Annotated in this window: 19 protein-coding genes; 8 read left to right on the top strand and 11 right to left on the bottom strand. The window is 38.7% G+C overall.

The window, feature by feature from the left end:
• Positions 1-205 precede the first annotated feature (205 nt).
• Both IQ264_RS17230 and msrB read left to right on the top strand, forming a co-directional pair.
• Positions 206-1,279, top strand: a complete 1,074-nt coding sequence (locus IQ264_RS17230; RefSeq protein ID WP_193982030.1) for a class I SAM-dependent methyltransferase — start codon at positions 206-208, stop codon at positions 1,277-1,279.
• A 387-nt stretch (positions 1,280-1,666) separates the two neighbouring features.
• Complete coding sequence (gene msrB / locus IQ264_RS17225) at positions 1,667-2,080, top strand: peptide-methionine (R)-S-oxide reductase MsrB (RefSeq protein WP_193982029.1); 414 nt, start codon at positions 1,667-1,669, stop codon at positions 2,078-2,080.
• Between the two features lie 72 nt (positions 2,081-2,152).
• On the opposite strand, the gene IQ264_RS17220 is transcribed toward msrB, so the two are convergent.
• The 3 genes from IQ264_RS17220 to IQ264_RS17210 all read right to left on the bottom strand — a co-directional run bounded on the left by IQ264_RS17220 (position 2,153) and on the right by IQ264_RS17210 (position 5,366).
• The gene (locus IQ264_RS17220) at positions 2,153-2,803 is read right to left on the bottom strand and encodes an NAD(P)H-dependent oxidoreductase (protein WP_193982028.1); all 651 of its coding nucleotides are present in this window, start codon (positions 2,801-2,803) and stop codon (positions 2,153-2,155) included.
• Positions 2,804-2,985: 182 nt separating this feature from the next.
• Complete coding sequence (locus tag IQ264_RS17215) at positions 2,986-4,149, bottom strand: DUF1822 family protein (RefSeq protein ID WP_193982027.1); 1,164 nt, start codon at positions 4,147-4,149, stop codon at positions 2,986-2,988.
• Between the two features lie 20 nt (positions 4,150-4,169).
• The gene (locus tag IQ264_RS17210) at positions 4,170-5,366 is read right to left on the bottom strand and encodes a sigma-70 family RNA polymerase sigma factor (protein ID WP_193982026.1); all 1,197 of its coding nucleotides are present in this window, start codon (positions 5,364-5,366) and stop codon (positions 4,170-4,172) included.
• Positions 5,367-5,527: 161 nt separating this feature from the next.
• Between IQ264_RS17210 and IQ264_RS17205 the strand changes: the two genes are divergently transcribed.
• The gene (locus IQ264_RS17205; protein ID WP_193982025.1) at positions 5,528-5,686 is read left to right on the top strand and encodes a hypothetical protein; all 159 of its coding nucleotides are present in this window, start codon (positions 5,528-5,530) and stop codon (positions 5,684-5,686) included.
• 216 nt (positions 5,687-5,902) lie between these two features.
• On the opposite strand, the gene IQ264_RS17200 is transcribed toward IQ264_RS17205, so the two are convergent.
• A complete protein-coding gene (locus tag IQ264_RS17200) occupies positions 5,903-11,131 on the bottom strand; it encodes a caspase family protein (protein ID WP_193982024.1) in 5,229 nt (1,742 codons plus the stop codon).
• Between the two features lie 179 nt (positions 11,132-11,310).
• The gene (locus tag IQ264_RS17195) at positions 11,311-11,595 is read right to left on the bottom strand and encodes a hypothetical protein (RefSeq protein ID WP_193982023.1); all 285 of its coding nucleotides are present in this window, start codon (positions 11,593-11,595) and stop codon (positions 11,311-11,313) included.
• A 292-nt stretch (positions 11,596-11,887) separates the two neighbouring features.
• Between IQ264_RS17195 and IQ264_RS17190 the strand changes: the two genes are divergently transcribed.
• A complete protein-coding gene (locus IQ264_RS17190) occupies positions 11,888-12,694 on the top strand; it encodes a peptidoglycan-binding protein (protein WP_193982022.1) in 807 nt (268 codons plus the stop codon).
• A gap of 213 nt (positions 12,695-12,907) precedes the next feature.
• Complete coding sequence (locus tag IQ264_RS17185; protein ID WP_193982021.1) at positions 12,908-13,663, top strand: D-Ala-D-Ala carboxypeptidase family metallohydrolase; 756 nt, start codon at positions 12,908-12,910, stop codon at positions 13,661-13,663.
• Positions 13,664-13,771: 108 nt separating this feature from the next.
• Here IQ264_RS17185 and IQ264_RS17180 read toward each other — a convergent pair whose 3' ends face one another.
• From IQ264_RS17180 to IQ264_RS17165, 4 genes are all read right to left on the bottom strand, one after another.
• On the bottom strand, positions 13,772-15,580 hold the full coding sequence (locus IQ264_RS17180; protein ID WP_193982020.1) for an ABC transporter ATP-binding protein: 1,809 nt from the start codon (positions 15,578-15,580) through the stop codon (positions 13,772-13,774).
• A 9-nt stretch (positions 15,581-15,589) separates the two neighbouring features.
• The gene (locus tag IQ264_RS17175; protein ID WP_193982019.1) at positions 15,590-15,979 is read right to left on the bottom strand and encodes a type II toxin-antitoxin system VapC family toxin; all 390 of its coding nucleotides are present in this window, start codon (positions 15,977-15,979) and stop codon (positions 15,590-15,592) included.
• Entirely contained in the window at positions 15,966-16,229 is a 264-nt protein-coding gene (locus IQ264_RS17170) for an AbrB/MazE/SpoVT family DNA-binding domain-containing protein (protein ID WP_193982018.1), read from the bottom strand. Before IQ264_RS17170 ends, IQ264_RS17175 begins: the two co-directional genes overlap by 14 nt.
• 63 nt (positions 16,230-16,292) lie before the next feature.
• A complete protein-coding gene (locus tag IQ264_RS17165; protein WP_322744726.1) occupies positions 16,293-18,077 on the bottom strand; it encodes an ABC transporter ATP-binding protein in 1,785 nt (594 codons plus the stop codon).
• Positions 18,078-18,122: 45 nt separating this feature from the next.
• Here IQ264_RS17165 and IQ264_RS17160 point away from each other — a divergent pair, with 45 nt between their 5' ends.
• Complete coding sequence (locus tag IQ264_RS17160) at positions 18,123-18,914, top strand: tryptophan-rich sensory protein (RefSeq protein WP_193982017.1); 792 nt, start codon at positions 18,123-18,125, stop codon at positions 18,912-18,914.
• A gap of 8 nt (positions 18,915-18,922) precedes the next feature.
• Here the strand turns inward: IQ264_RS17160 and IQ264_RS17155 are convergent, their stop codons facing one another.
• Complete coding sequence (locus IQ264_RS17155; protein WP_193982016.1) at positions 18,923-20,563, bottom strand: RluA family pseudouridine synthase; 1,641 nt, start codon at positions 20,561-20,563, stop codon at positions 18,923-18,925.
• Positions 20,564-20,723: 160 nt separating this feature from the next.
• Between IQ264_RS17155 and IQ264_RS17150 the strand changes: the two genes are divergently transcribed.
• On the top strand, positions 20,724-21,071 hold the full coding sequence (locus IQ264_RS17150) for a DUF433 domain-containing protein (protein WP_193982015.1): 348 nt from the start codon (positions 20,724-20,726) through the stop codon (positions 21,069-21,071).
• Positions 21,052-21,411, top strand: coding sequence for a DUF5615 family PIN-like protein (locus tag IQ264_RS17145; protein ID WP_228061609.1), 360 nt, complete (start codon positions 21,052-21,054; stop codon positions 21,409-21,411). Before IQ264_RS17150 ends, IQ264_RS17145 begins: the two co-directional genes overlap by 20 nt.
• Before the next feature lie 175 nt (positions 21,412-21,586).
• On the opposite strand, the gene IQ264_RS17140 is transcribed toward IQ264_RS17145, so the two are convergent.
• Complete coding sequence (locus IQ264_RS17140) at positions 21,587-22,642, bottom strand: glycosyltransferase family 9 protein (protein WP_322744725.1); 1,056 nt, start codon at positions 22,640-22,642, stop codon at positions 21,587-21,589.
• Between the last annotated feature and the right edge of the window lie 269 nt (positions 22,643-22,911).

Genomic DNA, 22,911 nt, shown 5'->3' with positions numbered 1-22,911 from the left:
ATTAAGTAAGTGTTCACGCCCTGCAATAACTTTTTTTAACTGTACATCTTCCCTACTTCTTCCCGACTGTTGCCTAACCTTTAGGAATCTCCAGAGCGAAGTAATAAAAATAGTAAAAGTATCACCCTTAATTACTTCTCTCCTTAGTGATTATTAATCACCTATTTCCATTTGTCAATGTAGCGTAAAACAGGAATAAATAATTATGGCAACACAAATTTTTGACGAAACGAAAGCAGAAATATTTACCGATCGCATACTTGGTGTCCTCAATGATGGCGCACTTGCGCTCATGATTTCCATCGGTCATCGTACCAAATTGTTTGATACTTTAGCACAATTACCACCTGCTACTAGCCAGGAAATTGCTGATGCCGCAGGCTTAAATGAAAGGTATGTGCGCGAATGGTTAGGGGCAATGGTGACAGGACAGTTAATTGATTACAATCCTGATAATAAGACTTATGATTTGCCTCCAGAACACTCTGCATTTTTAACTAGCTCTGCTGGCGCAAATAATATGGCTCCGATCACCCAATTTATTTCTGTTTTAGGAGCAGTAGAAGACAAAATTGTAGACTGTTTTTACAAAGGTGGCGGTGTACCTTATTCGGAATATAAACGCTTTCATGAAGTCATGGCGGAAGAGAGCGGACAAACGGTGGTAGCTGCTTTGGAAGAACATATTTTACCATTAATTCCTGGATTAGTGGAAGATTTAGAAAGAGGAATTAATGTGTTAGATGTTGGTTGTGGTAGTGGTCGAGCGATGAACAAATTGGCAAAGACATATCCTAATAGTCGATTTTGGGGATATGATATTTCGGCAGAAGCGATCGCCAATGCTAGCGCCGAAGCTCAACAAAAAGGATTGACTAACGTTCGCTTTCAAATTAAAGATGTTGCTACGTTTGACGAAAGCGATCGCTATCATTTAATTACCACCTTTGACGCAATTCACGACCAAGCCAGACCCGATCTAGTTTTACAGAACATCCAAAAAGCCTTGCGTCCTGATGGAGTTTATTTGATGCAAGATATCCACGCAGCCACCGAAGTAAGTGATAACTTGGATCATCCAGTTGCCCCATTCCTTTACACTATTTCCTGTATGCACTGCATGACAGTTTCCCTGGCAGATGGTGGCATGGGATTAGGTACAGTTTGGGGTCAACAAAAAGCATTGCAAATGTTAGCTGATGCGGGATTTACTCGCGTAGAAATCAAACAACTAGAACACGACTTGCAAAATGACTACTACCTGGTTAGAAAGGATTGAAATTTACTGAATTTGGATGTAAAATTTCAAGGTTAATTGCTTATGTGCAAAATTTGTACCTTGGCGCTACGCCGTCAGAGTTTGAATAAAAGTAAATCTCAACTCTTAAATAGCAGCCAAATTTTTTCCCTAACAGAACTCAAGAATTTCTCCTCTCAAATTCCTAAGTTGAATCAGTCTGAAAGCCAAATTAAACGCTGAAATTTTATTAAATTTAAGGTAAAGTGAAAGTAGAAACATTAGCCAAGTGCTTAATCTACTCAGATCTTGCAGCAGCGGAGGTAGAACCTCCCAAGACCTCGTTCCCAGTTTCAAACTGGGAACGAGAAATAGAGGCTCCGCCTCGTGGTGCTCTTATCTCAGTATACTAACTTTGCCCTAAATACCATGACCACATCCAAGGAAGAATTTGAAGTTACTAAAACTGAACAAGAATGGCGAGAAATTTTAACGCCTGAGCAGTTTAATGTGTTGCGGAAACATGGCACGGAAAGAGCAGGCACCAGTCCATTAGATAAACTTTATGACAAAGGTACTTATGTCTGTGCTGGTTGTGAGTTACCCCTGTTTACTGCGGATACTAAATTCAACAGTGGTACTGGTTGGCCTAGCTTTTTTGCGCCGATTGATAGTGCGATCGAAACAACTACCGATCGCTCTTTTTTCATGACCAGAACTGAAGTTCATTGTCGCCGTTGCGGTGGGCATTTAGGTCACGTATTTAATGATGGCCCAAAACCTACAGGTCTACGTTACTGCATGAATGGAGTATCATTAAAATTCATTCCAGAACAAAGTTAAGACCAGAATAATTAAATTCATCTGCGGTCAAAAATTGTAGAGACGTTGTATACAACGTCTCTACAATTTTCTTTAGATATATTGCACTACTTCTTCATTGGGAAAACGTACTTTTGGCATGACAGCATATTTATCATCTGCGGCACGATAACCGAGTGGACAAACTACAACTGCGGAATATCCCTGCTCTGTTAATCCTAATAATTCATTGTATTTAGCAGGATTAAAACCTTCCATTGGACAAGTATCAATTTCCAACATTGCCGCAGCAGTCATCAATTGACCTAACGCAATGTAAACTTGTCTAGCAGCCCATTCATCAAGATTCACGGGAGGATTTTTCAGGAAATTTTTAACTACATTGCTGAAGCCTTGTAAAGAATCGACAGGCACTTGGCGAACTTCAGCCATGCGTTCTATGTAGTGGTCTACATCTGCGGCATTGATATCTTTTTTAATCGCCAAAACTACCAAATGGGAAGCTTCAACAACCTGTGTTTGTCCCCAAGAATGTTCCACTAATTTTTGGCGAAGTTCGGGATTATTTACTACAAAAAACTTCCAAGGTTGTAACCCGAACGAGGAAGGTGCTAGTACTAAACTTTGTTCCAGGGTTTTCCAAACTTCAGCAGGAATCTTTTTGTCGGAATCAAACTTTTTGGTAGCGTACCGCCAGTTTAACTGTTGGAGTACCCGATCGGGAGCAACTACAGTACTAATCATGATGTTTAGTTTTGTAAAGTTACCTAGATTATAGTAGACAACCCCCCTAAAAATGCAAGAGCTATTAGACTTTTTCTTTCCCAGATTGTAGAGACGTTTCATGAAACGTCTCTACAAGGGTTCTGGTAACGTAATTGTAATTTTGGAGAGGTCTATTGATTACTGGAGTTTAGACTATCGCACTAAAAGTGTAAAATTTCTCGATCGTAATTCTCTGGAAAAGGCTCGATTTCCCAAACCAATCCTTCTCCAGGTGCAAGACATACATCAATATAAAGTCGTTCTTGTGCAGTAAGAGCAACATCTTCATTACCTGCAAAAGGATGTAAATCTTCCGTTAAAAGTCTCAATTTAAAGCCACCAGGAATTACACCACCAGGAGCCGAATTTTGCAGTTGAAAACGCCAAGTTTGCTGCTCTAAATTCTTCAGAGGAAATACCTGTAGCTCATATTGTTGACCTGCAATCTGCAATTGGCGAGATAAAATAGCTTCACCCTCTGTTAATTCTACTCCTTTAGCTCCGGCAAAATCCGGTTGTGATTCAATCCTTTTCCAGCCGATTTGTTGAGCAATTTCTGATACCCCTGTACGCAGCCAATTAACTATAGATTGCTGCTGTGGTAATCCCATTCTTCGGTAATATAATTGTTGTCTTGTACCCCCATGTTCTAATAAAGCTCCCCACAATTCAAAAGGTACTGCTAATCGAGGTTCGATAATAGCTAGATTACCTAAACGTTGCAGCAAATTTTCTACTTGTGCTTGCGGTAAAATAGCTAGAGGAGTAACTTCAGCACGAGTTATTTCTTCTGTTGCAAGTTGACGCGCTAGCCACAATACATTTAGGTCATGAATTAGATTTTCTTGAGGTAGGGAATAAGTCCGATCGCTTACATCATAAAATCCCTGTTTCAATTGCTCATGACTAGCATATCCCCAAATAATTACACACCTATCATCAGGATTAACTTGCACAGCTAGATAATAATCTGCCATCCAACTGGGAATATCAACCCATTCTTGCGGTACTCGTAATTCGCTTCGATCGATCGCTTCACTAGGAATTAAAACAAATCTCGTATTATCTAAAACAATAGCTGTGCCATTTACCACTTCCCAAAAACTGGGTAAAGCAGCATTATTCGGCCAAACTTTAGCTTTTGGTGCGTATTCTTCCTGCAACCAAGGTAATACCGTAGTTAAGCAAATTTGATTCAGATAAGCATTCCAACGGCTAGAAGGTAGGGAAAAAGATTGACTATTTTCCCATGCTTGGTTTTGCTGTTGGGCAGAAAATTCTAACCAGATTTGAGTAGAATTAAAAACAGATGAATTGGTAATCATGACAGTTACTCGCTAGTAGATTAAAAGTTAGAATTACTTAAATTATCCTTAAGCCATTCTTCCATAACTATACTTATATCTTTTAATACATTTGAGTTGGGGGAAATATGCAGCGTGTCTTGGCTCCACTGTGCTAATGCTAAAAGCAGAGATTCCCTGATTTTGGTAAGGCGACGGGAAACAGTGTACTGTTTGATTTCTAACTGTTGAGCAATCTGCTGTTGCGTTAAGTTTTGACCGTAGTATAAATTGATAATATTTTGCGCTTCCGGGTCTAGTTTAGTGATCGCACCATCCAAAACAGTCTTCATACTTTCAATTTGAACAGCACGATTTTGCACTTCCTCCTGTGCAATCATTTCTGTAAGTAAGGATTCTGCCGCCGTTTCCGGTAATGAGTCAATAAACTCATCGGTTTCTTGCCCTGGTTTTGAGGCGTTTAACGAAACCACAGGCGGATATAAGTAGTTACGAGCAGCTTTAGCACAATTTGTCAACCATTTTTCTAAGATTTCGGAGTTAACTTCACTAGCACCTGGTTGTAGTTGAGCGATCCGCTGTTGGTTGTAGTAATTTGCGATCGCTTCCCAAGTAGCCTTATCTGGTGTTGGTAGCTTCCGTGTTCCAGTGGCTTGTTCTGGTAGATAAAGAGTTTTAAAACATTTCCAAGCTAAGACATAAGTAGCGATTTTTTCTTCGGATAAACCAGCTTGTTGCAAAGATTCTACCAGTCGCTTTTGGCTAATGCGGCGTAATAGTGACCAAGTGGTACTAATATTAACTTCAAGGCGATCGCGCAGCAAGTTACGAATAGTGCTGCTGAAAATAGCACTAGCGTAATTTTTTAAGGGAAATCCCTGTGTTGGGTTATAACCGTTGAGAACTGTATCGAGATTGGCGATCGCAATTTGAAAGCAATCAGACAGCGTATATTGATTACTACTAAAATTATCAGATGTTTTTTGAGCCGCCCAATAACAAGATTCTTGCAAATAAGCAGTTAAATGGAACTTACTGAAATTATTTGCTTCAGTTTGCCAATATTTATACCAATAAAGCACCCAAAAACTTTCCGAACCTTCGGTTTGTTGCAGCCAAGTTATAGCATTTTCCATACTCCGACGCAACTTTGGTTCAGTAATCCAATGGCTGAAGCGATCGGCATTAAATTGTATAAAAGTAGAAAACAGGTCAGTAATATTTTGACGAGGACGCATAGACACACCGTTAATGATTGCATAATATCGCAAAAGCGAAACCTATGTAATTAGCAGAAGTGTTTATTCAGGAAAAACTGAATCAAAAATAATTTACTCGTATACGGAATAAACATTTCTTAGACTGTATTAACACACTAGCAGAGAAAAAAGTAAAAGAGATGACACAAGAATCGATCGAGCAAAATACCGAGAACAACTTAGAGTCACCAACAGATTTGCAGGAATCAGGCATAAGCAATGGAACTTCTGCTAATACTACGAGCGCAGAAGAAATAGCAGCAGTTACCAGAAAGAGACCTGGACCCAAGGTAGCATAGCATTACTCCCAATTATTAATCAAGACCAAATTGAGGAAATCAATCTTTTAAAGCAATAGTTCATTGATTACTGTTCACAAAAGTAAGAGAGTGACGATCATCATAATCGTTACTCTCTTACTTTAACCCTAAATCAATATTAGGTTAATGAAAACATAAAATTTAGGTATCATAACGAAATAATCGGGGTTTAGCCTCCGTAAAACTAATAATAATTTATCTATTTTTTTGTAATTTAGAGTTTACACAAAGTTGCTTATCTTCCTGGCTAATATTATTATTAGTTTGGAGATAATCATCTAACCAATTGCAAGCGGTCATTAATAAATTTTTTAATTCCTCACTTTCAATACGCATTAATTTAACAGTTCCATCCCTACTACCAAAAATAATATCTTTACCATCTGGGCTGAAGCTTCCGCTAGTAACCCCAGCCTTATACCCCAACAAAGTTATTAATAGACGACCATCCCGATGCCAAAGTTTTATAGTTTTATCTTCACTAACTGAAGCAACTATTTGACTATTAGGGCTGAAAATTACCTCCCAGATAACATCATCATGTCCTTTAAGAGTAGAGAGTAATCTACCTTTTCGATCACAAAGTTTCACCGTTTTATCTTCACTAGCAGAAGCAATCATTTGACCGTCTGGGCTAAAACTAACATTAGTCACCCAATTAGTATGTGCTGGAATAGTTTTAAGTAAAGAGCCATCGCTAGCTTTCCAAAGTTTAACAGTTTTATCCCTACTGCCAGAAGCAATAGTTTGACCGTCTGGGCTAAAACTTACACTAGTTACTATATTAGTATGTCCGCGTAGGGTTTTGAGTAAAGTACCATCACTAATTCTCCAAATTTTAATAGTTTTATCGCTACTAGCGGAAGCAATAGTCTGACCATTAAGACTAAAACTGGCACTCATTACTTCATCAGTATGCCCGTTAAAAGTTTTTAGTAACGAACCATCGCTAACTCTCCAAATTTTAACAGTTTTATCTTGACTAGCAGAAGCGATCGTCTGATCGTTTGGACTAAATTTGACAGCATTCACACCACTTGTATGTCCTAGCATAATTTTTAACAGGCGACCATTGAGATCGAAAAGTTTAATAGTTTTGTCATCACTAGCAGAAGCAATTATTTGACCATTTCGACTAAGACTAACACTATTAACTACATCCGTATGCTGCTGGATATTAAGTACAGAAAGATTGGGCTGCCAAAGCCTGATTGTATTATCCCTACTAGCAGAAGCAATAGTTTGACCATCTGGACTAAAACTGGCACTAATTACTTCAGCACTATATCCCCGAAAAGTTTGTAATTCCAAACCAGAAATATTCCAAAGTTTGATGGTTTGGTCTCGACTAGCAGAAACCAGATATTTCCCATTTGGACTGAAACTTACACTATTAACTGAATCAATATGTCCGGTTAAAGTCTTGCTCAAAGTCAAAGAACCATTGCTAATGTTCCAGAGTTTGATAGTCCTATCAGCGCTAGCAGAGGCTATCATCTGCCCATCTGGGCTAAAATTTACACAATTGACTGCACTATTATGCGCTTTAATGGTTTTAAGCAATTGACCATCGCTACTTTTCCAAACTTTGATAGTTCCATCAGCTAGTGCTGATACAATCATCTGACCATTAGGACTAAAACTGACATTAATCACAGAAGCGCTATTTCCTTTTAGCGTTCTTATCAGTTGCCCATTACTAATTCTCCACAATTTGATATATTTATCTTCACTAGCCGAAGCAATAGTTTTGTTATCAGGTGAAAAGCTCACACTATTCACTTCACGAGTGTGTCCTGTTAAAGTTCTAATTAACTGACCATCACTAGTTCTCCAAAGCTTGATAGTTTTATCTTCACTTGCTGAAGCAATAGTTTGATCGTTATGACTAAATTCAACACTATAAACTCCTCTTTTATGACCTTTTAAAGTTCTGATTAACTGACCGTTACGGCTCCAAAGATTAATAGTTTTGTCTAAACTAGCGGAAGCAATAATTTGACCATCATGCTTAAAAGCTACACTAATCACTGCATCACTATGATTTTCTAAACGGTTGCGTTCTTGGATTGCCGACATTGCCTGTTGCAAAGTTTCTGCTGTTTTAGCTTGAATATCTTTTGATACTGTGGGTGGAATGAGATTACCAAACCACATCATTTTGTTAAGCTGTCGCCCTGCTTTAACACCAGTTACTAAAGCCTCCAATTGCTTATTAGACAATAAGTAATTTTCAGATAATGAATTTAACGCCTCAATCTCTTTAAGTTGTGCAGTTCGACTTTGCCAATAAGCTAAACTTCCTAAACTTAATGCTCCCATTGCTAAAATACTAATAGCGGCAATTGTTCTTTTGGCTTGTCTAAGTCTCTTTTTTAATTGAAATTGTTGTTGTTTTCTTCCTTCCAAACAAGCATCAATAAATAATTGTACATCTTCAGACAATTCATCTGTATACTTTATATAAATATCTTCTGCTTCTGCTAATCTTACACCCTGCAACAAAAAATCAGAATGTTTTTTGTTTTGTTTCCACAACATTGCTGACTGCACAAGTTGTCTTTGCACTCTCAAGCGTGCCCTATTTTCTTCCAACCACCAACGTAAAGTTGACCAATGACGAATTAATGCCTCATGTGCAACTTCTACTGTGACTTCTTGTAAGGGAAATTCCTGAGAATCTAACGGTATTTCTTCTCCACTTCTACTTCTACCAACAACATTTTCATCTGATTCGGAGTTCATAACTATTAACTTACCAGTAGTTAGCGCTTGTAATGTTCTTTCTACCAATTCAGATGAATATTTTTTGACTATTAACTCAGATTTAAAAACTCTTCGTCTGGTATCTTCTTTTCCTTCACCTAATTGTGTCAAAGCTAAGAAAATCCATTTGGAGCAGTCTTGTTCTTTTTTATCTAAACTATCAAAAACTGCTTGGGCTTTTCTTTCTAATGCTCCTTTTAATCCGCCTATTTTTTGCTGATAAACTTCTAGTGTTATTTCGCCTTTGCCTTGATTACGATTTAACCACAACTGCTCTAAAACAAACTGCAATAAAGGCAAATCACCTGCTGAATAATTCAGTTCTGCTAATAACACTTCCACTAATTGTGGTTCTATATGCAATCCTACTTTCTCTGCTGGCATAACTATCGCTTGGCGATAATCTTCTTTTGTAAGATAGGGTGGTACTAATATGCTTGATTGTTGTAAAGCTTTAATTAATAAAGGTTCTTCTAAACAGGAACTAATAAAATCTGCTCGTAAAACTACTACTAATTTAAATCGATCGGATGCGTAATCTAATGCTCCTAAAATAATCTCTAAAAATCGTTTTTTATCTGAAACTGCTGCTAAAGTAAATAATTCCTCAAATTGGTCTACAATTAATATTACCATTGGTTCGGGGCGCGATCGCAACCACCGCACAAATCCTTCTACTCCTTCATACAATATCCCTTCCAATTCCATCTGTTGATAAGCTTTTTCCCTTTCCGTACCTCCATCTACCATTCGCCAAGATAAAGCTTGCAGAGGATTTGCACCAGGACGAATACTTTTAATCCACCATTGTTCGCTTCCAGGTAACTGTTTACCTTGTTTTAATTGAGAAATTAATCCAGCATGAACAACGGAAGATTTCCCGCTTCCAGACGCACCAATTACTGCTAAAAAAGCTGAATTATTTAATTTGTTAACTAACTGTTGGGTTAAGGTTTCTCGTCCGTGAAAAAACTGTGCATCTTCTTCCCCAAAAGCTTGTAATCCCATGTAAGGACACAAATTTAAATCTAATCCAGCCCCATTCTCAATTCTTTTACAGCCGATATTTCCGGGTAAAATTTCAATAATCCCTTGAGTTCCCGATAACCAAACATGAAGTACAATGTTTGTCCCGGCTAAATACATTTGTAATCGAGAAATCCATCCCGCTGCGGGTAATCCGATTTGTTTATCTGCTGCATTTAAAGTTTCTAATAATGCTTGAGTAAATTTTTCTGGTTCTTCTAATGTTGCAGTAGCAGCTATTAAACATTGTCCTTGTTCTGGGCTAAGTTGTAAATCTTCTATCCATTCAGCAATAAAAATTGCTCCCGGACAATCTAAGATGATAATTTGTTGAATTATTCTTGAGCGACGCAATTCTTGTCTTAACCAAGAACGGCTAATTTTGATATCATCTCCTAATATTAACCATGCTTCGCCTTCTTCTGTTTGTGCAATTCGACCTCGCAAATATAATAATGCTGTGTCTGGAGTTTTGCTAATAGTAGGGGGCAATTTTGCTTGTAATTGAGATCGGATAAGAGAGTGCGATCGCAAACATAATTGTATCGCTTCTCGGATCTCAGAAAACGCTTTTCCAGGTTTTGGCAAATAATCTACTTCAAAGTTTCCCTCTTGGCGTAAAACTTTACACAAGCTAATAGAATTCTCGTTGTGAGGTAATCCATCTATTATTAATGCTAACCGTGAATGCTGCAAATCAATAGTATCTGGTTTCAATCCCAGAATTAATTCTCCTACACCTTCGACAATTCTTTTGGGAGTTTGCAAAGGATATTCTGATAGCAGTTGAGTTTCACCACGATGGCGCTTTTGTTGATTAATTAGTCGTAATTGTTGATTAGTTTTATCGATATGTTGGAGAGTTTGGTGATAGACATATTTATAAAGACTATCTGCATCTATTACACCTTGAGAATCTGCGGCTTCCCCCCGCAATCCTCGCATTAAGTAATAGGTGAATACTCCATGTCCTAATTGGGGAAATTCCCACGATCGTTGTGCGCGATCGCAGGATAATAAAGCATAAAATCCTTTAGCTTGAGCAGCACGTTTACGTAATAATTCTACAAATTGAGTTGTTGGACTGAGCAGAGTAGAAGTATTATTTGTCTGCGTTTTTATTTTTCCTCTGGAACCTCTTAGCATCATCCCGCCGCTGTGACAAGCATCTAGCCAAATTAATTGCTGATGAGCCGCACAATTCCCGAAAATATCTAATAAATCTGCTAAACTCAAACCTGTATTAACTAGGTCATCTTTTTGCGTATCCTGAAAACACAAAAAAGCTTGCTGACTTTGAGGTTCTAATAAACCATGCCCGGAAAAATAAAATAAAACTGTATCTTGTGAATTTGCTGTCTGACTAATATAGTTTAAACTTTTAAAAACTGTCTCCACTGTGGCTGATTGAGCTGCCAAATCGTGATAAATAATTACTTCTTTTTGGGGGAATGCCTGAGTTGCTTCTGTTAAAGCTTCGCTTAAACCTTGGCAATCTAAAGCTGAGTATTCCAATGGAGGAAAGCTACTATCTTGGTATTTGTTTACTCCAACTAAAAGAATCCAAAGTTTGGCTGAACCTGTTTTTAAGGCGTACTTAGATTGACTTGTAGCAACGCTAATTGGAGACATTTGGCTCTGATAATTTTAGATAATATATTTCAATATTAAGACAAGCCTCACCAAGGAAGCTTGTCTTTTTTATTACTATTTAACAAATCGCTTTAGCTGAATCCGCTCTCTTTCCTAGCCGCTAATCCTCAAAGCTAAAGTTTTCTAGCACAAGTACAAGAAAGCCAATTTTTTACCTTTTAAGATCCAACATCTGGCTTATTTGGGCCAGGTGCCCAATCTGGTGTATATACTCCTTCTTTAGCTTGCACTCGTCCAGCTAATGTTGCGCCAGTACCGCAAAGAATAATTACGATTTTGACTGTATGATCTACGGTAAGTTTGTTTTCTTGAACAGCACTTCCTACGATAGGTGCGATCGCAGCTATTGCCGTAAAAGCTGCACCCCAAAATGTTTTGCTGGCGAAGATACTTTTAGCGGTAGTTGTCAATTCTGGTTGGTTTAAAGATGATGGTGTTTGCATAATATTTGAACTAAATGTAATCAAAGTACTTTTGTGTTTAGCTTTTGGGTAAAGTTGCTAGAAGAATTTTGCACTTTAACCTTTGGCTATAAGTTTTATAGGTTTGCCTGGTTTGTTTTATGCAATTTTCTTTTAACTGGCGGAAAAAATAGTTTGTTCAGAAGATGGATTCCTTTACTGGAGAGAGTTTGCAGGATTAGAGGTAATCCAACTTTGCGGAGAGTGCATAAAAAAATCAAGGCTAACCTACTGAAGTGATAGTTAAGCATTCGACATTAAGAGGAATTGACAAATGTCACCTATCAAACTTCCTATCCTGCGCTTGAGAGATGGTATTGAATTTCCTGAATTACAAGATGAAGTTAAGTTATTGCAAACGAAGTTGGGATTTATTGGAGATAGTATTGATGGAAAATTTGGAGTAGCTACAGAAGCGGCTGTTAAACGTTTTCAACAGGATAAAGCTTTAGTTGTTGATGGTATTGTTGGTCAACAAACATGGGTAGCTTTGTTAGAACAATCAGTTGAAGTGTTTCTTCCTCATGCTGTAACTGTTGGTTCTTTCAACATTGAGAAAATTGTTAATTCTATTTCTTCTGCTGAGATTCGTACTTATGCCCGTAAGTCTATTCCTTTAATTCTACGCGAGTGTGAAGCGAATGGAGTTAGCGATCGATCTCAAATTGCCTACGTTTTAGCCACTGCACAGCATGAATCTCTTCTTGGTAAATGGATGGAGGAACTTGCTAGTGGTGAAGCTTACGAAGGCAGACCAGGTTTGGGAAATACTCAAAAAGGTGATGGCCCACGTTTTAAAGGCAGAGGTTTTGTACAAATTACAGGACGTAGAAATTACACCGATTGGTCAAATCGTTTGGGTATTGATTTAGTAAATCATCCAGAAAAAGCTGCTGTTCCTGAAATTGCTGCCAAGATTTTAGTTATCGGAATGCGCGATGGCACTTTTACTACTTTAAAGTTGAGTAACTTTATTAACTCAACCAAACGCGATTTTGTCAAGGCCAGAAAAATTATCAATGGCATGGATAAAGCTGAACACATTGCCAACATCGCTGAACAGTTTTACCAAGTTATCTAAGCCAGGACTTACGCGACCAAATTAAAAATGTAGGGGCGGGTTTAGTCAATAAATTAGGCATTTTACAGATAATTATCATTCAAAACCCGCCCCGACAAACCTTGATTTTTCGTGACTTTGCGTAATTCCTACAAGTTTTCATTTGTCACCTGCATAATTTTCTAATTCCCAACCTATTAAACCCACAAAAGCAACTGCTAACAGGAAAAAATCATGACTACCACTAATGTAAGAATTCAATCTCTTTCTGATTTCGTTAAGTTAGAAGCGCCTACTGTTTTATTAACTGATTGTCATCCCAATTTAATTAAGGAAATTCAAGCAATTCTGAAAATTGATGTGGATGGTATTGTTGGTCCGATGACTAAGCAAGCTTTTGCAGACTTTAAGCTAGATAATGATTTAGAGTTTCCACTCAATTTGGGAGTAACTACTGCTAAAGAATTGCTGAAAGCAAAGGGTCAAGAAGAGACGGCTGCTAATGATGGTGAAGGTTCTGAGCCGAAACTTAATCCTAATGCTGGTTCTCGCACAGGTAATTCTATGAAGCTTCCGACTGGGGAAATTGTCTATGCAAATCAATACATTGTTGAAGGTATTCCTTTGACTTGGGGTGAAGCAACTAAGAATTGTACTCGCGTTCCTACTATTAAGGAATATGTGGATAATGCTGTCAGGTTGGCTAAAGTTTGGGGAGAGGTACGGGATAAATTTGGTTCACCTCTCTACATTACTTCTGGTTATCGTCCACCTCATGTAAATCGTGCAGTTGGTGGCGCTCGTTACAGCCAGCATCTCTCTTTTTGCGCTTTAGATATGAAACCAATGAATGGTGATTTTAGAAAGCTGTTTGATGTTTTGAAAGCATCGTCGTTTACTGGTTTGGGAGATGCGGTTTTTATGGGACGAAATAAGGGGTTTTTCCACGGTGATATTCGTCCTGGTAATCGGGTAATCTTCCCTTACTAATCATTGTTGTTAATAAGCCCCGTTAATCCAAGCACAAACTGTGATATTAACTGGGGCTTATTGATGTTCTGGGGGTTTCGTTTCTTCACTGGAGTTTAGACTATCGCACTAAAAGTTCGATAGTCTAAACTCCAGTTGATTAGAATTTGCCCCTAATTGCAAAGCATAGAGATTAGCGTAAACTCCCTGTTGCGCCATTAGTTCTTGGTGGGTTCCCCGTTCAACAATTTCTCCTTGTTGAATTACTAAAACTTGATCTGCTTTAGTAACTGTGCCCAGACGGTGAGCAATTACAAAGCTAGTACGTCCTTTTAATAAACGTGCGATCGCATCTTGCACTAACGCTTCTGTTCTAGTATCAATACTACTAGTAGCTTCATCTAAAATCAGAATTTGCGGATTAATTAATACCGCACGAGCAATACTAACTAATTGTCTTTGTCCCTGACTTAAAGGTGCGCCTCTTTCACCCAATCGCGTCATATATCCCTGAGATAATGAAGTGATAAATTCATGCACATTGGCTAATTGTGCCGCAGCTTCAATATCAGCTTGGGTGGCATTAGGACAACCAAAAGCAATATTTTCCGCCACAGTACCAGTAAACAAAATATTATCTTGTAAAACAATCCCCATTTGACGGCGTAAACTCGCTTGAGTCACACTTCTTACATCAATGTCATCAATTTTTACCGCTCCATCAGTAACATCATAAAACCGCAAAATTAAATTAATAATTGTGGTTTTTCCGGCTCCTGTTGGCCCAACTAAAGCGATCGTTTCTCCTGGTTGAGCGTGTAAATTAACTCCTTTCAGGACTGGTTGATTAGGAGTATAGCCAAAAGTAACATTTTCAAATTTTACCTCACCTTTAATCTCTGGCATTTCTTGAGCATTTAGAGCATCTTGAAGTTCTGCTGGTTCATCTAATAACAAGAAAATTCGCTCTAATCCTGCCATTGCAGATTGAGCTTGAGTGTAAAATTGACTGAGGATTTGAATTGGGCGAAAGAACTGCTGCACGTAGATTAAAAAAGCAGTGACAACCCCTACAGTAGCAGCGCCAGTTACCCCTAAATAACCGCCATAAGCTAACACTGCGGCTGTGGCTAAAGTGTTGAGAAAATCAATTGAAGGTAAAAAGGCGGAGGTAATTGCTACTGCTTGAATATTGGCATCACGATTGGCTGCATTTAACTGAGCAAATTCTTTAATATTCAGGTTAATACGATTGAAAGCTTGGGCTTCTCGGACACTGGTAATTCCTTCTTCTAATTTAGTAGAAAGTTCGCCGATTGTTTCCCTGGTAACGCGAAATTTTGTTCGCGCCCAACGGGAGAAAAACCCGGTGGTGAAAATCATTACAGGCACAACAAAATTACTCAATAAAGCCAGTTTCCAATTAATAGCAAACATGGCAATAATAATGCCAACTAAGCTTAATAAGTTGCCCAACATTTGAGCAACTGTTTGTCCAAATGCCTGATTAACTGTGTTTACATCATTGAGCAAACGGCTCATTAAATCGCCTGCTTCGCTGCGATCGAAAAAACTAACTGGCAAACTCTGAATTTTCAGGAAAATATCTTGTCTCAATTGCGCGAGTAGCCGTTGCATAATCCAGCCTACTCGCATAATTTGTTCTCGAAATGCGGCAATACTAAAAATGTAAATTAGTACCAACATTCCCAACATTAAGAACAATCCGCGCACATTTCCTTTGCCAATCAAATTATCAAGTGACCAACCAACTAAGAAAGGGCCAACAGATTGTGTTCCCGCACCTAGCGATACAAAAATTAGAGCTATGAGAACATCTTTTCTATAGGGTCGGAAGTACTGCAAAAAACGCCGTAACGTCTTCGATTGGTGAGTTGCTTTTTGCTCAGATACAACAATTGGATTGGGATTTCTCATCCTGATTCCTCATAAGTTTTTCACAACACACTGCGTTAATCCTACTGCTCTTTTCACAAACTTATCATCAAATGTGTAAAATTCAGGGTAATTCTGACTATGAGCTAAATGAAAAGCATCAGCAAAATCTAAACCATTTTCATGCCATTGTAGAACTTGTACAATCAAGTTAGCATTTGTCAGATAAACATTTGGCAAACCAAACAAGTTTCGCAAAGCTGTACAAATTTCAACAGGTTTAAATTTATAAGCAAAACGCAGTACCCATTCAATTTCCAAAATCACGGTATCTGGAATGAAGATATCCTGAGAATTGAAAAGTTCTACACTTTTGTTGAACTGTGATTCATCATCCTGGGTTAACAACCTAATCACAACATTAGTATCAACCGCGATCATGCCATAACTCCTCAATTCCTTGAGCTATAGCATTTTCCATATCTTCCAGGCTTTTAGGTAATCCTTGATACTTTAAACAGCCTGCAACATTATGCAATGATGTTTCTGGGAATGGCTTTTTAGGTTTGAGTAAAATTCCATCTCCCATATTAATTGCAATCAATTCTTGTCCAGTTTTCCATTGATGTGCTTCCCGTAAGGACTGGGGAATTACAATTTTTCCCTCTGCTGATAATTTGGTCGTTTCCATGTTAATATAAGCCTCAAAATTTCAACCTAAATGCCTAGATTATAACCTTTAACAACCAGGGATTTATGTTTTAATTGGTTGCTTCACCTGAGATTCCAAAATTGCTCCATATAACGGACTAGTTCTCATTAATTCTTCATGAGTTCCTTGTGCAACTAATTGTCCTTTATCCATTAGCAAAATCCGATCGGCATTTTTCACAGTACTAATTCTTTGAGCAATGACAAAAGCTGTACAGGTTTTTTGCCGCATTAAATAATCGAGTTCTTCTTGAATTTGCGCCGCAGTTTTAGCATCAACCGCAGAAGTGCTGTCATCTAAAATCAGAATGTTGTAATTTGTTAATAAGGTACGAGCGATCGCAATTCTCTGCTTTTGTCCACCTGACAAACCTACGCCTCGTTCCCCAACAATTGTTTCGTAACCATCAGGTAAACTTTCAATAAAATCGTGAATTTGAGCAGTTTTTGCTACCTCAATTACTTGTTCCATTGTGGCATGAGGGTTGGCATAAGTAATATTTTCCCGAATCGTACCAGAAAATAATGTGGTTTCTTGAAAGACAAAGCCAATGCGCGATCGCAAACTTGCTAAACTAAAATCTCTCACATCTCGCCCATCAATCCGAACTGCGCCAGAAGTCACATCATAAAACCGAGGAATTAAGTTAATAATTGTACTTTTCCCCGAACCAGTCATGCCTAAAATAGCGATTAATTCTTTAGGTTTGGTTTCAAAAGAAATACCTTTCAAGGCTTCTGTAGTCGCTCCAGGGTAGCGGAAACAAACATTTTCAAAGGTAATCCTACCGCCACAAGTTTCAAATGGTACAGCATTAGGACGATCGCGAATTTCAATTTTTGCATCTACTACTTCATAAACTCTTTGAGCAGATGCAGCTGCTTGCGCGATCGCAGGAGCCGCAAAACCAATTAACAAAACGGGTTGCAAAATTAACAGTAAATAAGAGTTAAATGCCACTAATTCGCCAATGGTAAATCTGTCTTTAATTACTGCTATACCGCCATAACCAAGCACAACTACTGTCACCAAGTTACTCAATAAAAAGATGAAAGGAAAAGTACCCCGAATGGCGAGAATAGTTTTCATATTGGTTGAGCGCAAAACATTATTAATCTTTGTATAACGCTCGGTTTCTGCTGATTCCCGCACAAATGCTTTCACCACTCGCACACCAAACAAATTCTCTTGTAATACGGTGTTAAGCTCCCCCAATTGTTGTTGTACTTGTCCGAATAATTTGCTATTTTTTTGTAGAAAACGCGCCATCAACCATGCGGACATCGGGACAACTGTTAAAGTAATTAATGCCAATTCCCAATTCATTAACAACAGGATTGTAGCGATAGTAACTAATGTAGCTAAACCACTAATTACCTGAATTAAACTGGTACTTAAAAAAGTGCGAATTTGTTCAATATCGCTAGTAACACGAGTTAATAATTGAGAAGTTTGCGCTTGATCGTGATAGCTGAAACTCAGGTTTTGAATTTTAGTAAAAATCTGATTTCGGAGGTCATAAACAACTCCTTGAGATGCCATTTCTGCCCAAAAACTTTGCCCAAAATTCAATAAACCCCGTGCGATCGCAGCCACCACCATCCATGCCGCGCTGTAAAATATAATTTTCAGGTTTGTTTTGGTAATACCTTCATCGATCGCCCAGCGAAATAGTTGGGGAGTTACCGCATAAGCTGCTGTTAAAAGCAAAGAACTGAGTATTGCTCCCCATGCAGTCCAACGGTAATTGCTGAGACTTCCGAGCACTCGCTGGAGTGGTAGCATCGATGAATTATCTTGAAATTCTGGTTGCTGCAATGGATTCACCTTTTTAAGCTTAAATATTTATAGTTTAATTAGTAAATCAAACTTATGAACACAACGAGACAAGAATCTAATTCTGGGTTGGGATTATCGATCGCAACTTTAATCGCCATCTTCGCCACCCTGATTGTTAACATCCTATCAAACTTTTTCCCTCCCAGTGGCAGGAATATTGGTGAAATTGCTAACACAATTTTACAAGGTGTACTGATAATTCCCGCTAACTATGCCTTTGCGATTTGGGGATTAATTTACTTAGGATTAATTGCCTATAGCATTTATCAATTTCGTCCTTCTCAACGTAGTAGATCCACGATTCAACAAGTTAATGCTTTAGTAATTCTGGCTAGTTTGGCGCAAATTCTTTGGGTATATTTGTTTACCGTGCAGTTGTTTTGGCCTTCCGTAGTGGCAATGTTAATTATTCTCTTGCCACTCATCAGAATTTATTTGCTATTAAGAAGTGGCAGATTGCAAGTATCACGGGAAAGAAAATGGTTCGCGCAAATTCCCTTTAGTATTTATCTCGCTTGGATTTCGGTTGCAACGATTGTAAATATTGCCTCGGCGCTTTACATTTCTGGTTGGGATGGTTGGAGTATTAATGATACTGGATGGACGGCAATTATGGTGATTATCGGTACAATTATTGCTGCAATTGTTGCCATCCAAAAAGGAGATATTGCTTTTACATTAGTGTTTGTTTGGGCTTATTTAGCAATTGCTTTGCGTCATTTGACTAACCCTGTAATTTGGATTATTGCGTTAGCAAGTGCGATCGCCTTACTCTCACTACTAATCTTTGACAAAATTACAACTTCTAGGGAAATCAGCACATAAATTAGATTTCAAAACGGAGTTTTTGCTGGAATAGATAAACGTTCTCCTAAATGGGGATGCTGAAAACAAATTTCTTTGGCGTGTAAATGTAAGCGATTTGCATTAGCATTGCAGCCATAAAGTCGATCGCCTAAAATCACCATTCCCAATCCTTGAGAATCAGCAGCATGAACCCTAATTTGGTGAGTACGTCCTGTTACCGGAAAAAACTCGACGCGAGTGTAATTCCCTTCCCTAGATATCACCTGAAAATGAGTTACACTCGGTTTACCAACTTGCCAATTAACTGTCTGAAACGGGCGATTTTCTGGATTTCCCCAAAGCGGTAACTCAATTACACCTTTGTCAATTAACAACACACCAGAAAGCACAGCTTCATAAACTTTTCGCACTTGTCTTTGTTCAAATTGTTGACTCAATTGGCGATAAGTTTCCCGGTGACGTGCTAACAACAAAACTCCCGAAGTTTCTTGATCTAAACGATGTACAGCAGTCAACATCATTCCATCAGGTAAAACTTGACGCAACCGACTAATAACACTATCTTGGTTATAGCTGTAACGTCCGGGTACAGAAAGTAATCCCGCAGGTTTATTTACAGCAATTAACCATTCATCTTCGTAAAGAATTTCAATTTTTTCCCTTGGTTCTCCCGCAGTCATTCCTGATAACAAAAACCCCATTAATGGCTGACAGCGTTCTACACAAGCCCCATAAAATTCTCCTGCAACTTTATCCCCATTAACAGAATTTTTACCCCACCAAAATTCAGCCATTGCCACAGGTTTCAGGTTATTTATTGCTGCATAATGTAACAGTTTTGGGGCGCAGCAATCACCCGTTCCAGTGGGTAAACCTGCTGGCATTAATTGTTGTAAAGTTAGGGATTTTCCCGAAAAATTAGTTAATGAGTAAACAGCGTGCATTTGCGTTTGTAACTGACGAGATAATTCTTGACGCTGTTTTTTTAATTCCCGAATTTCGACATCTGCTTGAACCATTAACTGTTTAATTGGTTGTAATAGAGCATCTCTTTGGCGTTTGAATTGACGTTTTTCAATTCCTTCTAAACGACTTTGATTATTGAGTTCTTCTAAAGCTTGGTTGAGTGCTTCTCCAGTGAGAGTTTGGCAGATAATTTGACGTTTTTCTTGGCGTTTTTGTTTAGAATGTTGATGCCGATCGCACATTTCCAGCAACTTTCCCTCAAACTTCCGAAACAGCATTTCATACTCTTCTCTTTCCGGGAGTTGCTTCAGCCTAATTAATTCATTTTTAATCGCTTCCAACTTAGCTAAAGTGCGACTTTCTTCTAATACCAATTCCTCCCTTCCCGGAATCGGCGGAACCCAACCTTCTACCACAGAACAACCATTAAGAAGTCCAGAAAAAGCTTTTAAAACTCTGAGTTTGCCATTGGATAATTCTATAAGTAATATGCCATACATTTTGCCTTCCTGGGAAAAGCGATCGTGTTGAGAAAGTTGCTGCATTAAACTTTTTGCGATCGCTTCTGCTAATGGCGTGCGCGGTAACTTCAATAAATCACCAGTTTGGGGACAATATCCTTGATACCAATAATTAATAGATGAGTTACTTAGAGCAAAATTGCTAGAAATAAAATCGGCAAGTTGATGATGGATTACCATATAATAGTGTTTTACACCTAAGTAATAATAGTTTAGCTCAGGTGGTAGGGAAGTCGATCGCAGATTTGGACGACAATGAATGCTTCGCTACCTTTGAAATTATGGGATTAAATGCTAAAATCGGGTTAATAACATTGTTTAGTTTTAGCTTTAGAGAACCGTGCTTCTAGAAGATTACTTTAATTTTTTAGCTCCTGATGACATTCGGCTCAAAGGCACACGAATCGGCATCGAAACAATTTTATTTGACCACCTTTTTCGTGCTAAAACACCAGAAGAGATTGCTAAAACCTATCCTTCACTAACCTTAGAACAGGTCTATGCAACAATTTTGTACTACTTGCATAACAAACCAGCAGTTGAAGCTTACATGACTGATTGGTTAGAATGGGGAGATAAAATGCGAGCAGAACAACAGCGTCATCCCCGCCCAATTGTAGAGAAACTGCGAAAATTGAAGGCTCAAAAATTGGCAAACTCAACTGATAATGCTCAAGTATCTTATTGATGAAAATGTCGATCCCATTTATACCAATCAACTGCGCCGTCTTAACCCAGATTTATTCGTGATAGCAGTTGGGGATATCACTGCTCCACCCAAAGGGACATTAGATCCAGAAATTTTACTTTGGTGTGAAGAACATGGCTGTATCTTAGTGACTAACAACCGCAAATCTATGCCAGTTCACCTAAAAGATCACATAGCTTTAAAACATCATATACCTGGTATTTTTATCCTAAGTCCAAAGTTAAGTATTGGGGAAAATATTGAGCAGTTACTTTTAATTGCTGAAGGTTCATTTGATGATGAGTATCAAGATAGAATAGAATTTTTGCCTTTATTTTAAAATTTGGCTAAAAGATCGTGGGGTAGTGGCGATCGCATATTACCCATAATATAAAGACGTTATATATAACGTCTCTACAAGATTTTATGTAAACATCTTGTAGAGACGTTTCCTGCAACGTCTCTACAAGATGTTTTGAGATGTCTCCAGGAATTGAGATTTTTGATTGGAGATTTTACACAGAAATTTGCTCCTCTTTCTCTACTCCCTTAACTAAATCAAAAGCTTGAGCAATTACCATGTCAGATGAAACTCCTGAAGAGTCGTAAATAGCGCGATGGAGAACGTCATTTAATGGAGCCCAGCGATCGGGATCTGAAATCGTAAACACCACCACGCTAGGAACTTTTAAAGCCGCTGCTAAATGAGAGACTCCAGTATCATTACAAACCACCAACCGGGCGTGGGTTAACAAAGTTGCCAAAGCACCCAAATTAGTGCGCCCTGCTAAATTCAAACTATCAGCTTGCATCTTAGCCGCTACTGATTTGGTTAACTCGATTTCGCGCTGCGAACCTGTGAGTACCACCCGTAAACCCAAACTTGCCAACTCATCCGCCACCTGTGCAAAACCAGCTGGCGACCAACAACGTAGCGGTGTACTCGCACCAGGATGAATGCAGACAAATTTGCCCTTTTGTAATTCTTGCGCTTCTGGAATTTCTTGAAATGCTTGTTCGTCCTCCTTCCACAACGGAAACTCCAACTCCTCCCCTTGGGAAGGGACTCCGATATATTCTAAAAGCCTTAAATAACGCCGCACTTCTGATTCATGGGCGAGGTAAGGCAAAAAAGAACGTTCATCGGGACAATATTCCCCAGGTGCAAAAAACCCAGCACAGATGCGGGCACCAAACAGCTTAATCAGCGGATTAGTGACAGTACCGCTGCCGTGCATTTGCATCGCCAAATCAAAATGCTGACTTTGGACATATTGCAGAAACAGAGGAATTTGTTCTAGTTGGGGTGTTAACTCTGGTAATCCCGGAAACCCAGGAAATAGCCAGAGTTCATCGAGATAATGGCGGAAGCGATCGAACAATGGTTGAATCTGAGACGATCCAATCAGAATAATTTTCGCCTCTGGAAAGGCAGCACGTAGCGATCGCCAAGTCGGGACAGCACATAGAAAATCACCCAGTCCTACCAAAGCACGTAAAACCACTATTTTCTGGGGACGAAACTGTAAAGTTTTAGCAGAGTGGAAGAAACGTTCAGGAATCTGATTCACGCTTAACAGCTGGTAAAAACATCAATAGGACAAAGTTAACCCAAGAGGCTATCAACCGACAAAGCCTAAATATCTTTGCCTAACCCAGTAAAATTCCTTACTGTCAAGTAAAATAGCCGCTACACACTGCCTCTACTTCTACCCCAATAGTTAACTTTTCGCAACAACTTCTAAAGAAAGGCACAAGGCAAGAAAGGCACAAGGCAGAAGGCAGAAGTAAAAATTCTCAACAGTCCCCTTGTCCCCTTGTCCCCTTGTCTCCTTGTCCC

Source organism: [Phormidium] sp. LEGE 05292 (genome assembly GCF_015207735.1).
GTDB lineage: Bacteria > Cyanobacteriota > Cyanobacteriia > Cyanobacteriales > Aerosakkonemataceae > Floridanema.
This window is presented reverse-complemented; position numbering and strand designations above follow the sequence as displayed.